Source organism: Pseudomonas sp. AG1028, from assembly GCF_007993955.1.
Lineage (GTDB): Bacteria > Pseudomonadota > Gammaproteobacteria > Pseudomonadales > Pseudomonadaceae > Aquipseudomonas > Aquipseudomonas straminea.
In genome coordinates, this window is sequence record NZ_VIVP01000011.1 from 197,494 (window position 1) to 209,583 (window position 12,090).

10 protein-coding genes are annotated in these 12,090 nt (G+C 63.6%); 5 read left to right on the forward strand and 5 right to left on the reverse strand.

Going from position 1 to position 12,090, the window contains the following annotated elements:
• Positions 1–559: 559 nt before the first annotated feature.
• Positions 560–1,660, reverse strand: coding sequence for a glycine-betaine demethylase subunit GbcB (gene gbcB / locus FB481_RS19145; protein ID WP_147177392.1), 1,101 nt, complete (start codon positions 1,658–1,660; stop codon positions 560–562).
• Between the two features lie 356 nt (positions 1,661–2,016).
• Between gbcB and gbcA the strand changes: the two genes are divergently transcribed.
• Entirely contained in the window at positions 2,017–3,309 is a 1,293-nt protein-coding gene (gbcA, locus tag FB481_RS19155) for a glycine-betaine demethylase subunit GbcA (protein WP_147177394.1), read from the forward strand.
• Positions 3,310–3,374: 65 nt separating this feature from the next.
• Here the strand turns inward: gbcA and FB481_RS19160 are convergent, their stop codons facing one another.
• The 4 genes from FB481_RS19160 to choX form a co-directional block, all read right to left on the reverse strand.
• A complete protein-coding gene (locus FB481_RS19160; protein ID WP_147177395.1) occupies positions 3,375–3,839 on the reverse strand; it encodes a thioesterase family protein in 465 nt (154 codons plus the stop codon).
• Between the two features lie 2 nt (positions 3,840–3,841).
• Complete coding sequence (locus FB481_RS19165; protein WP_147177396.1) at positions 3,842–4,807, reverse strand: L-carnitine dehydrogenase; 966 nt, start codon at positions 4,805–4,807, stop codon at positions 3,842–3,844.
• 20 nt (positions 4,808–4,827) lie between these two features.
• Positions 4,828–5,712: a 3-keto-5-aminohexanoate cleavage protein gene (locus tag FB481_RS19170; RefSeq protein WP_093507566.1), complete on the reverse strand. Its 885-nt coding sequence runs from the start codon at positions 5,710–5,712 to the stop codon at positions 4,828–4,830.
• 67 nt (positions 5,713–5,779) lie between these two features.
• On the reverse strand, positions 5,780–6,715 hold the full coding sequence (choX, locus tag FB481_RS19175; protein ID WP_093507568.1) for a choline ABC transporter substrate-binding protein: 936 nt from the start codon (positions 6,713–6,715) through the stop codon (positions 5,780–5,782).
• A 190-nt stretch (positions 6,716–6,905) separates the two neighbouring features.
• Between choX and FB481_RS19180 the strand changes: the two genes are divergently transcribed.
• From FB481_RS19180 to dgcA, 4 genes are all read left to right on the forward strand, one after another.
• Positions 6,906–7,856: a GlxA family transcriptional regulator gene (locus tag FB481_RS19180; protein WP_147177397.1), complete on the forward strand. Its 951-nt coding sequence runs from the start codon at positions 6,906–6,908 to the stop codon at positions 7,854–7,856.
• A 392-nt stretch (positions 7,857–8,248) separates the two neighbouring features.
• A complete protein-coding gene (locus FB481_RS19190) occupies positions 8,249–9,226 on the forward strand; it encodes a dipeptidase (protein ID WP_147177399.1) in 978 nt (325 codons plus the stop codon).
• 119 nt (positions 9,227–9,345) lie between these two features.
• Complete coding sequence (locus FB481_RS19195; protein WP_075933537.1) at positions 9,346–9,876, forward strand: DUF5943 domain-containing protein; 531 nt, start codon at positions 9,346–9,348, stop codon at positions 9,874–9,876.
• Between the two features lie 84 nt (positions 9,877–9,960).
• Positions 9,961–12,021, forward strand: a complete 2,061-nt coding sequence (gene dgcA / locus FB481_RS19200; RefSeq protein WP_147177400.1) for a dimethylglycine demethylation protein DgcA — start codon at positions 9,961–9,963, stop codon at positions 12,019–12,021.
• The last annotated feature ends 69 nt before the right edge of the window (positions 12,022–12,090 follow it).

A 12,090-nucleotide genomic window follows, 5' to 3' on the forward strand; every position in this document is an offset into this window, starting at 1 on the left:
AATTGACTTCAGCCCTTTAGCCGCAGGGCCTCGGCAGCATTGATCATTTTTCGATCAGCCGTCGAAGAGCCTCAGTTACCGTCTTGCCGCGACGTGACGCCTGACGCATGGTGGACAACCCATAGCCCGCTTTCCCCAAACTTCGTGGATCAAGCTGTGCACAAGCTGTCGCCATCAGGCTGAAAGCCACTATTGGCGGGGCATACATGAGGATGTTCAAAAATTGAACAGGCGAATCAACGTGCTCGTCAGCGAGACATGTCAGAAGTCTGTATAAGATTGTGAATAGCTCTGTGGATAAGCTGTTCGAGCGTGGTGCCATAGCGCACGTAGGAGCGGCTTCAGCCGCGAGCTGTTCTGCAGCCGCCACAGCCAAACCTCCAGCAGCCTGCGTGCTTTCCCAATCCCTGCGAGCGACCGGTCAAGCGGGCGATTGGAAACCAGCAGCCAACCTTTCACACAATTACTGTGCGCCGGGCTGTGGACAAACTGTTGGATAGCCCCTGCAGCGCCCATGAGCCGGGCGCTACAGCGCACTGATCATCTTTTGATCAGCGGATCAGTAATCGATGCTCACGTCGTTACGCGGCACGCTGCAGCAGGACAGGATGTAACCCTCGGCCACGTCCTCGTCGGTGATCCCGCCGTTATGCTCCATGTCCACCTCGCCCCCAGTCTTGAGCACCTTGCAGGTACCGCAGATGCCCATACCGCAGGCCTTGGGAATATGCAGGCCAAGCTTCGCCGCCGCGGCATGCACGGTTTCGCCCGGAGCCACCTGAATGCTCTTGCCGGTGCTGGTGAAGGACACCTGATTGCGCTCGCCAACCGGCACTTCCGGTGCATCGGCAGCCAGCTCGGCCAGTTCCTTGACCTCCTGGCGCACTTCGGCGGGCACCGGACCGAAGGCCTCCTCGTGGTAATGGCTCATGTCGAAGCCCTTGGCTTCGAGCAGGCGCTTGACCGCGCTCATGTAGGGCGTCGGGCCACAGCAGAAGATTTCCCGCTCCAGGTAATCCGGCGCGATCAGCTCCAGCATCGGCTGGTTGAGGTAGCCGCGGTAACCCGACCAGGACTCGCCCAGGCCGTGCTTTTCGCAGATCACGTGCAGGTTGAAGTTGGCGATCCGCGCGGCCATGTGCTCCAGCTCGCGGTGGTAGATGATGTCCTTCGGCGAACGGGCGCTGTGCACGAACACCATGTCGACGTTGGCGTTGGTGTCGTAGAACCAGCGGGCCATCGACATCACCGGGGTGATGCCCACCCCACCACTGAGGAACAGCACCTTGTCGGCCGGGAAATCGATGGCGTTGAACAGCCCGACCGGGCCGTGCACCGCCAGCTCCTGGCCTTCCGACAGGTTGTCGTGCAACCAGTTGGAGACCTTGCCGCCCGGCACCCGCTTGATGGTGATCGAGAAGCTGTAAGGCACCGACGGCGAACTGGAAATGGTATACGAACGCATCACCGGTTGGCCGTCGATCTCCAGTTCGAGGGTGACGAACTGCCCCGGCTTGAAGAAGAACAGCACCGGCTGATCGGCCATGAAACAGAAGGTGCGGACATCCCACGTTTCCTGGATGACCTTGACGCAGCGCACCAGGTGGCGGCCGTTGCTCCAGGTCTGGGTAGTGACGGGATAGAGGAAGTCGTTCGACATGTCGGTTCTCTCGCGCACGCAGGCCGCTCACCGGCCCATTCTTTGCCGCGATTGTGCGCAACGCCTCTGGCGCTCATTTACCTGCCAGCGACATCGGCATGCTCACCGCGACCTGCCCCGTAGACACTGGCGTACCCAGTCGGGAACTGATTCGGCCATGTCGCCCATGGATAAGGTTCGCGCCGCGCCGGGCTCCACACTCACCCCCAAGCCGAACAGGATAAGAGCGTGCGCCGCAGCCCCCTGAGCAATGCGCCATTCGGCAGGCGATCCGGGCCAGGCGATGCCACCTTGCGTCAACCGCACCAGCCTATTTCACAGCGGCCGCACCCGTGTCCGCCACGAGGAGTTTTCCGATGACCGTCACCTCTACCCTGAGCCTTGGCGACCCGCTGGAACCGGCACGCGCCGCAGCCGCTGAAATGCTGCAGAATCGCGAGCGCACCTTTTCTCTGCCGCAGCCGTTCTACAACGACGAGCGGGTGTTCCAGCTCGACATGCAGGAGATCTTCCACAAGGAATGGCTGATCGCCGGCATGACCTGCGAGATCCCGGCCAAGGGCAACTACCTGACCCTGCAGATAGGCAACAACCCGATCATCGTCATCCGCGGCGCCGAGGGCGTCGTGCACGCCTTCCACAACGTCTGCCGCCACCGCGGCTCGCGCCTGTGCACCAGCGACAAGGGCAAGGTCGCCAAGCTGGTCTGCCCGTACCACCAGTGGACCTACGAAGTGGATGGCCGCCTGCTGTTCGCCGGCACCGAAATGGGCGCCGACTTCAACCTGGCCGACTACAACCTCAAGCCGGTCAACTGCAAGACCGCCGGCGGCTACATCTTCATCTCCCTGGCCGAAAACCCGCCGGCCATCGACGAGTTCCTCGCCACCCTGGCGCACTACATGGAACCTTACGACATGGAGAACGCCAAGGTGGCCGTGCAGACCACCCTGATGGAAAAGGCCAACTGGAAGCTGGTGCTGGAAAACAACCGCGAGTGCTACCACTGCAACGGTTCGCATCCGGAACTGCTCAACACCCTGCTGGAATGGGACGACACCAACGATCCCCGCGCGACTCAGTCGTTCAAGGACCACGTGGCCGAGTCCGCCGCCAAGTGGGAAGCCGAGAAGATCCCGTACCTGCACGCTGGCTTTGGCCTGCGCAACCGCATCGTGCGCATGCCGCTGCTCAAGGGCACCGTGTCCATGACCATGGACGGCAAGCAGGGCTGCAAGAAACTGATGGGCCGCATCCAGAACCCGGACCTGGGCTCGATGCGCATCCTGCACCTGCCGCACTCCTGGAACCACGCCATGGGCGATCACCTGATCGTGTTCACCGTATGGCCGATCAGTGCCCAGGAAACCATGGTCACCACCAAGTGGCTGGTGCGTAAGGACGCCGTCGAAGGCGAAGACTACGACGTGGCCCGCCTGCGCGAAGTCTGGGATGCCACCAACGACCAGGACCGTCGCCTCGCCGAGGAAAACCAGCGCGGCATCAACTCCACCGCCTACCAGCCCGGCCCCTACTCGAAAACCTACGAGTTCGGCGTGGTCAACTTCATCGACTGGTACAGCGAACGCATGCTCAGCAACCTGGGTGCGGCGCCAGCGCCGTATCTGCGGGATGTGAAGACGCAGTAAGCGGCTGAGAACAAAAAGCCCCGCCAGCTAAACCTGGCGGGGCTTTTTTGCGTCACGAGGAAGGCTCAGGGCAAGCCGATCACCCGTCCGACATAAACAGAACGCGGCGCTCCATGCTGCGCCTCGACCAGCTCAGCAATTCGCTCAGCCACCTCACCATCGAACGGCGCTGAACGACCATTGGCCGTGTCGATATTCATCAGCATCTGTTCGCTTTCCGCCACGATCTGCCCATCATCGCAGCGCTCGATCAGGTGGTGGATATGCAGGCGCTTGCGGTCGTGGCCGAGCAGTTGGGTGCGCACCTGCAGCTCGACGCCGAGTTTCACCTCGGCGAGAAAGTTGAGGTGGCACTCCAAGGTATAGAGCGTGTGCCCGGTACGCGCCCTGCCCGCTTCGTCAAGGCCGATGAGATCCATCAGCCCATCGCTGGCAAAGCTGCAGATCAGCAGGTAATAGGCGTCGCGCAGGTGGCCGTTGTAGTCCACCCAGGCGGGCTGTACCGCGGTCTTGTAGGTGACGGGTAGCATGCTCAGTCCTCGAAGGCGAAGCCGTGACAGGCCTTGGTCTGGCGCACGGCATCGAGCACCGCCAGCAGGCAGTCATCGCGGTAGCGCTCCAGCTCGGCGAGGCTGCGCCGGCCCTGCTGCACGCCCGTGCCGGCGACCACATCGTCGATCAACGCCTCGGTCAGCTCGGGGGCCTGCAGGTAGGTCCAGGGCAGTTTCAGCGCCGGGCCGAACTGGGCCATGAAGTGGCGCATACCGGCGTCGCCGCCGGCCAGGGTGTAGGTCAGGAAGGTGCCCATGAACGACCAGCGCAGGCCGGCGCCGAAGCGGATCGCGTCGTCAATCTCGCCGGTGGTCGCCACGCCATCGTTGACCAGGTGCAGAGCCTCGCGCCACAGCGCTTCGAGCAGGCGATCGGCGATAAAGCCCGGCACTTCCTTGCGCACGTGCAGCGGGCGCATGCCCAGTGCGCTGTAGATGCTGATGGCCGCCTGCACTGCCTCGGGCGCGGCGCGTTCGCCGCCGACCACCTCGACCAGAGGCAACAGGTACACCGGGTTGAACGGGTGGCCGACCACGCAGCGCTGCGGGTGCTGTGCCTCGGCGTAGAACTCGCTGGGCAACAGGCCCGAGGTGCTGGAGCCGATGATCACGTTCGAGCGCGCCGCGGCGCTGATCCGCGCGTGCAGGTCGAGCTTGAGGTCGAGCCGCTCGGGCGCGCTCTCCTGAATGAAATCGGCATCGCGCACGCAGGCGTCGAGGTCAGCGAAAAAGCGCAGGCGCTGCATCGACGAGCCGGGCGCCAGCCCCTGCTTTTCCAGCGCCGGCCAGGCATTGGCGATGCGCGTGCGTAGGGCTGCCTCGGCGCCGGGTGCCGGGTCCCAGGCGTGTACGTCCAGGCCATGGGCCAGGGCGCGGGCGATCCAGCCGGCGCCGATCACACCGGTGCCCAGTGCAGCGAAAATCTTGATGTCGGTTACGAAGGACATGGCAGGCTCCAGGCGAAGGCTCAGCGTTTTTTCAGATTCATTTTTTCCCGGCCCTCGGCCGGGCTCAGCACGCGGCCGCCAAGGCGTTCGATGATTTCCACCGCGCGCCCGACCAGCGAGCCGTTGCTGGCCGGCACGCCCTTGTCCAGCCAGATGTTGTCTTCCAGCCCCACGCGCACGTTGCCGCCCAGGAGCATGGCCTGGGCGAGCATCGGCATCTGCATACGGCCGATGCCGAAGCCGGCCCAGGTCAGGCCTGGCGGCAGGTTGTCGACCATCGCCTTCATGGTCGCGGTATCGGCCGGCGCGCCCCAGGGGATGCCCAGGCACAGCTGGATCAGCGGATCCTCCAGCAGGCCTTCCTTGAGCATCTGTTTGGCGAACCACAGGTGACCGGTGTCGAAGATCTCAAGCTCGGCCTTCACGCCCAGCTCGGTGATGCGTTTGGCACCGGCGCGCAGTTGCGCCGGGGTGGAAACGTAGATGAAGTCGCCGTCGCCGAAATTCAGCGTGCCGCAATCCAGGGTGCAGATTTCCGGTCGCAGCTCCTCGATATGGGCCAGGCGGGTCAGCGGGCCGACCAGATCGGTACTGGCACCGAACTCCAGCGGCTGCTCGCCCTTGCCGATCTCCAGGTCGCCGCCCATGCCGGCGGTGAGGTTGATGATCACGTCGGTGTCGCTCTCGCGAATGCGCTCGACCAACTCGCGGTACAGCGCCACGTCGCGGCTCGGCTTGCCGGTTTGCGGGTCGCGCACGTGGCAGTGGGCGACGGTAGCGCCGGCTTTGGCCGCCTCGATGGCGGCCTCGGCGATCTGCTTCGGCGTGACGGGAATGGCCGGGTGACGGCCAACGGTGTCGCCGGCGCCGGTGACCGCGCAGGTGATGATGACTTCGTGGTTCACGGTCGTGCTCCTTTATCGAGGACGAACGCCGCCCCCGCGCAGTGCGCGGTGACAGCGAGGGATTGAGTTATTGGCTGAGTTTCAGGGCCTGGGCGGCCGGCTTGCCGTCACGGCTGGTAACGCCTTCGAGCCACCCGGCAACCACCTCGGGGTTGGCCGCGATCCACTCGCGCGCCACCTTGTCGGGCGCCTGGCGATCCATGATCGGCTGCATCAGTTCGGCCTCCTGCTCGCTGGTGAAGCGCAGGCTGGTGAGCAGGCGGTTGGCGTTGGGGCAGCTCTGGGCGTAGTCCGGCGAAGTCACGGTGGAAACAGTCGCCGCGCCGTCATTGGGGCCGAAAACATCCTCGGTGCCGGTCAGGTAGGTGATCGGCATCTGCAGGTTCATCGGGTGCGGCTTCCAGCCAAAGAACACCACCGGCTTCTGGTTGCGTACCGCGCGGCCGACGGCGGCGAGCATGCCGGCCTCGCTGGATTCCACCAGCTTGAAACCGCCAAGGCCGAACTGGTTAGCATCGATCATCTTCTGGATCGCCGTATTGGCGCCCGACCCAGCCTCGATGCCGTAGATCTTGCCGTCGAGCTGATCCTTGAAGCGGGCGATGTCGGCAAGGGTCTTGATGCCCTGCTCGGCCGCGTAGGTCGGCACGGCCAGTACCGCCACGGCATCGTCCAATGACGGCCTCTCGGCCACCTTCACGGCGCCAGCATCGAGGAAGGGCTTGATGTTGTCGTCCATGATCGGCTTCCAGTAGCCGAGAAAGGCATCGACCTGGCCCTTCTGGATGCCGGCGAAGATGATCTGCTGCGAGGCCTGGGTCTGGGTGGTTTCATAGCCCAGGCCTTGCAGCAACTGGTTGGCCACGGCGGTGGTGGCGACCACATCGGTCCAGCCGACGGCGCCGAGGCGGACGGTCTTGCAACTGGCCTCTTCGGCGGCCAGCAGGGGCACACTGAACAAGGTGACGGCGCAGCAGGCTGCGAACGCGGTGAGCGTTTTCATGAGCGGTGCTCCTCAACGGTTTAGTCTGGTTTTTAGTACCGTGTGACCGGAACAGCGGGATTCCGATGGAGCCACCTTACGCAGTTAGTCGGTTGGAAATTCGCACCATATCGACATAAAACCAGAACATAACGCCTTGAAGATCAAGCCACGCTGCCGTTAGATGAGGCTCTACGCAGCGAGCACTCCAATGCCTGATCACTTCTGCTTTCTACTGTTGCCCGGCTTTTCGATGATGGGCCTGATGTCGGCCATCGAACCGCTGCGGGTCGCCAACCGTTTTCATGCGCCCCACTACCACTGGCGCCTGCTCAGCGCCGACGGCCAGGCCGTGCCGGCCAGCAATGGCATGTCGCTCAATGTCGATGGCGCTCTGGATGATGACCTGACCGACACCAGCCTGTTCGTGGTAGCCGGTTTCGAGCCACTGGCGGGTTTCGGGCCGCAGCTGGCCGCCCGCTTGCGACGTGCCGAACGCGAATGCCGGGTGCTGGGCGCCATCGATACCGGCAGCTTTGTGCTGGCCGAGGCCGGGCTGTTGGACGCCCGGCAGCGCTTCACCCTGCACTGGGAAGCGCTGGAGGCCTTTCGCGAACGTTATCCACAGCTGCAACCAACCCAGGAATTGTTCGAAATCGACGGCCGGCGCATCACCAGTGCCGGCGGCACCAGCAGCCTGGACCTGATGCTCGGCCTTATCGGCCGCGACCATGGCGAGGCATTGTCGATCCAGGTGTCCGAGCAATTCGTACTCGGCCGTATTCGCACCCGGCTGGATCACCAGCGCATGCAGGTCAGCAGCCGCTACGGCATCCACGACAAGAAGCTGGCCCTGGTGATCGGCGAAATGGAGCGCTGTACCGAGGAGCCGCGCACCCCGCAGCAATTGGCCGACACGGTAGGCATCACCACCCGCCAGTTGGAGCGGCTGTTTCGCCAGCACCTGAACACCACACCGGTCACCTTCTACCTCGCCCTGCGCCTCGACAAGGGCCGCCAACTGCTGCGCCAGAGCGACCTCAGCGTGCTGGAGGTGGCTCTGGCCTGCGGCTTCGACTCGGCGTCCTATTTTGCCCGGCGTTATCGGGCGCGGTTTGCCGTCAGCCCGCGGCAGGATAGGCACGAGGCGGCTGGATCTTAACTCGGTCACAGGTCGTAGGATGGGTGAAACCCATGGAAATTGATGGGTTTTACCCATCCTACGGACTGCGGCCTTTTTTGTGGGAGGGTGGCCGCCCAGGCCATGCCCGTAAGGCTGCGCTTTTGTGGGAGCGCGCCATGCGCGCGATTCGCGGGCATGGCCCGCTCCCACCTATAGATAGGCTGATATCGGCTTAGCACTCTCAGCGCCCTATCTCGCCCCCTGCCCCGCAACAGCGCACGCGCAAGCGGCTTATCCAACCACGACCTCGGCTTGACGCTTTCGGCAATCCCCCCGTCGTTTTTGCATCGGGTCGCCCAAGCGTCGAGGCATATGCTGCCCACAAAGCGCCAGCAGCGAATCTGGTGCATTCATTCAAGGGGAGCCGCCTGATGAGCCCAGCCGAATTGCACGCCGACAGCATCGTCATCGACGGTCTGATCATCGCCAAGTGGAACCGTGAACTCTTCGAAGACATGCGCAAGGGCGGCCTGACCGCGGCCAACTGCACCGTGTCGGTATGGGAGGGTTTTCAGGCCACCGTCAACAGCATCGCCGCCAGCAGCAAGCTGATCCGCGAGAACAGCGACCTGGTGATGCCGGTGCGCACCACCGCCGACATCCGCAAGGCCAAGGAGCTGGGCAAGACTGGCATCCTCTTCGGCTTCCAGAACGCCCATGCGTTCGAGGACCAGATCGGTTACGTCGAGGTGTTCAAGCAGCTTGGCGTGGGCATCGTGCAGATGTGCTACAACACCCAGAACCTGGTAGGCACCGGCTGTTACGAGCGTGACGGCGGGCTGTCCGGCTTCGGTCGCGAGATCGTCGCCGAGATGAACCGGGTGGGCATCATGTGCGACCTGTCCCACGTCGGCTCGAAGACCAGCGAGGAAGTCATCCTCGAATCGAAAAAGCCGGTCACCTATTCGCACTGCCTGCCTTCGGGCCTGAAAGAGCACCCGCGCAACAAGTCCGATGAGGAACTGAAGTTCATCGCCGACCACGGCGGCTTCGTTGGCGTGACCATGTTCGCGCCGTTCCTGGCCAAGGGCATCGACTCGACCATCGACGACTACGCCGAAGCCATCGAGTACGTGATGAACATCGTCGGTGAAGACGCCATCGGCATCGGTACCGACTTCACCCAGGGTCACGGCCAGGACTTCTTCGAGTACCTGACCCACGACAAGGGCTATGCCCGTCGCCTGACCAACTTCGGCAAGATCATCAATCCGCTGGGTATCCGTACCGTCGGCGAATTCCCCAACCTCACCGAAACCCTGCTCAAACGCGGCCATTCCGAGCGCGTGGTGCGCAAGATCATGGGTGAGAACTGGGTACGGGTACTCGCCGACGTCTGGGGCGAATAAGCCCTTCCCTCTCAATTTCCGTAGGAGCGGCTTCAGCCGCGATCAGCCCCCAAAGGGCGACGTGCCTTGAAGCTCACGGCTAAAGCCGCTCCTACGATTCGAACTCAGGAGTTACACACATGGCCACCCACGCCCCCGAAATGCCCATTCAGGTCGACGACGAAACCGGCGTATGGACCACCGACGCCCTGCCGATGCTGTACGTGCCGCGGCATTTCTTCGTCAACAACCACCGCGGCATCGAGGAAGTGCTCGGCGCCGACAAGTACGCCGAGATTCTCTACAAGGCCGGCTACAAATCCGCCTGGCACTGGTGCGAGAAGGAGGCCGAGTGCCATGGCCTGCAGGGCGATGCGGTGTTCGAGCACTACATGAAGCGCCTGTCGCAGCGCGGCTGGGGCCTGTTCGAGATCCAGAAGCTGGACATCGACGCCGGTTACGCGGAAGTGAAGCTCAAGCACTCGGCCTTCGTGTACGTGTACGGCAAGGTCGGCCGCAAGGTGGATTACATGTTCACCGGCTGGTTCTCTGGCGCCATCGACCAGATCCTGTCCGCCAAGGGCAGCAGCCTGCGCACCGTCACCGTGCAGGAATACGGCGGCTCGGAAGAAGGCCACGACGATGGCCTGTTCGTAACCCGCCCGCTCTGAATAACAACAGGAGCGCCACTCGCTAGGCGCTCCACCCCGCATTGACCGTGAACGCAGTGCAGCCGTCGAATCGAGGAGAAGGTCATGGCCTTCGAAGCAATGTTCCAGCCGATCCAGATCGGCAAACTGACCATCCGTAACCGCGTACTCAGCACGGCTCACGCCGAGGTGTACGCCACCGACGGCGGCATGACCACCGAGCGTTACGTCAAATACTACGAAGAGAAGGCCAAGGGCGGCATCGGCCTGGCGATCTGCGGCGGCTCCTCGGTCGTGGCCATCGACAGCCCGCAGCAGTGGTGGAGTTCGGTGAACCTGTCCACCGACCGCATCATTCCGCACTTCCAGAATCTCGCTGACGCCATGCACAAGCACGGCGCCAAGATCATGATCCAGATTACCCACATGGGCCGCCGCTCGCGCTGGGACGGCTTCCACTGGCCGACCCTGATGTCGCCGTCCGGCATCCGTGAGCCGGTGCACCGCGCCACCTGCAAGACCATCGAGGTCGAGGAAATCTGGCGCATCATCGGCAACTACGCCCAGGCCGCGCGCCGTGCGAAGGAAGGCGGCCTGGACGGTGTCGAGCTATCCGCCGTGCACCAGCACCTGATCGACCAGTTCTGGTCGCCACGCGTGAACAAGCGTACCGACGAATGGGGCGGCACCTTCGAAGGCCGCATGAAGTTCGGCATGGAAGTGCTCAAGGCGGTGCGTGCCGAAGTCGGCGACGATTTCTGCGTGGGCATGCGCATCACCGGTGACGAGTTCCACCCGGACGGCCTGTCCCACGAGGACATGAAGCAGATCGCCGCCTACTACGACGCAACCGGCATGCTCGACTTCATCGGCGTGGTGGGCTCGGGCTGCGACACCCACAACACCCTGGCCAACGTCATTCCCAACATGAGCTTCCCGCCGGAGCCGTTCCTGCACCTGGCGGCCGGCATCAAGGAAGTGGTCAAGGTGCCGGTGCTGCACGCGCAGAACATCAAGGACCCGAACCAGGCCACGCGCATCCTCGAAGGTGGCTACGTCGACATGGTCGGCATGACCCGCGCGCACATGGCCGACCCGCACCTGATCGCCAAGATCAAGATGGGCCAGATCGACCAGATCAAGCAGTGCGTCGGCGCCAACTACTGCATCGACCGCCAGTACCAGGGCCTGGACGTGCTGTGCATCCAGAACGCCGCCACCAGCCGTGAATACATGGGCATGCCGCACATCATCGAGAAAACCACCGGCGCCAAGCGCAAGGTGGTGATCGTCGGCGGCGGCCCGGCCGGGATGGAAGCCGCGCGCGTCGCCGCCGAGCGTGGCCACGACGTGACCCTGTTCGAGAAGCAGGACAGCCTCGGCGGGCAGATCAGCATCGCCGCCCGCGCCCCACAACGCGACCAGATCGCCGGCATCACTCGCTGGTATCAGCTGGAAATCGCCCGCCTGGGCGTGGACCTGCGCCTGGGCACGGCGGCCGATGAAGCGACCATCCTCGACCTGCGCCCGGACATCGTGGTGCTGGCCAACGGTGGCCACGCCTTCCTCGAACAGAACGAACACTGGGGCGCTGCCGAAGGCCTGGTGGTCAGCGCCTGGGACATCCTTAGCGGCAAGGTCGAGCCCGGCAAGAACGTGCTGGTGTACGACACCATCTGCGAGTTCACCGGCATGTCGGCGGCCGACTACCTGGCCGAGAAAGGCTGCCAGGTCGAGATCGTCACCGACGACATCAAGCCCGGTGTGGCCATGGGTGGCACCACCTTCCCGACCTACTACCGCAGCATGTACCCCAAGGAAGTGGTCATGACCGGCGACCTGATGCTGGAAAAGGTCTACGCCGAGGGCGACAAGAAGGTCGCGGTGCTGGAGAACGAATACACCGGCGCCCGGGAAGAGCGAGTGGTCGACCAGATCGTCATCGAGAACGGCGTGCGCCCGGACGAGCGCCTGTATTACGCGCTCAAGGACGGCTCGCGCAACAAGGGCCAGATCGACGTCGAGGCGCTGTTCGCGATCAAGCCGCAGCCATGCCTTTCCGAGGCGGGCGACGGCTACCTGCTGTTCCGTATCGGCGACTGCGTAGCCCAGCGCAACGTGCACGCGGCGATCTACGACGCCCTGCGCCTGTGCAAGGACTTCTGATTGGATGATGGCTCCCACGCTCTGCGTGGGAGACCTAGCGCCGTGACGCTCTGCGTCACAAGCGCTGGA

What these genes read in the sequence shown, in the direction of transcription:
- gbcB (WP_147177392.1), bottom strand. Translation starts at nt 1,660, where the DNA reads ATGTCGAACGACTTCCTCTATCCCGTCACTACCCAGACCTGGAGCAAC.
- gbcA (WP_147177394.1), top strand. Translation starts at nt 2,017, where the DNA reads ATGACCGTCACCTCTACCCTGAGCCTTGGCGACCCGCTGGAACCGGCA.
- FB481_RS19160 (WP_147177395.1), bottom strand. Translation starts at nt 3,839, where the DNA reads ATGCTACCCGTCACCTACAAGACCGCGGTACAGCCCGCCTGGGTGGAC.
- FB481_RS19165 (WP_147177396.1), bottom strand. Translation starts at nt 4,807, where the DNA reads ATGTCCTTCGTAACCGACATCAAGATTTTCGCTGCACTGGGCACCGGT.
- choX (WP_093507568.1), bottom strand. Translation starts at nt 6,715, where the DNA reads ATGAAAACGCTCACCGCGTTCGCAGCCTGCTGCGCCGTCACCTTGTTC.
- FB481_RS19180 (WP_147177397.1), top strand. Translation starts at nt 6,906, where the DNA reads ATGCCTGATCACTTCTGCTTTCTACTGTTGCCCGGCTTTTCGATGATG.
- FB481_RS19190 (WP_147177399.1), top strand. Translation starts at nt 8,249, where the DNA reads ATGAGCCCAGCCGAATTGCACGCCGACAGCATCGTCATCGACGGTCTG.
- FB481_RS19195 (WP_075933537.1), top strand. Translation starts at nt 9,346, where the DNA reads ATGGCCACCCACGCCCCCGAAATGCCCATTCAGGTCGACGACGAAACC.
- dgcA (WP_147177400.1), top strand. Translation starts at nt 9,961, where the DNA reads ATGGCCTTCGAAGCAATGTTCCAGCCGATCCAGATCGGCAAACTGACC.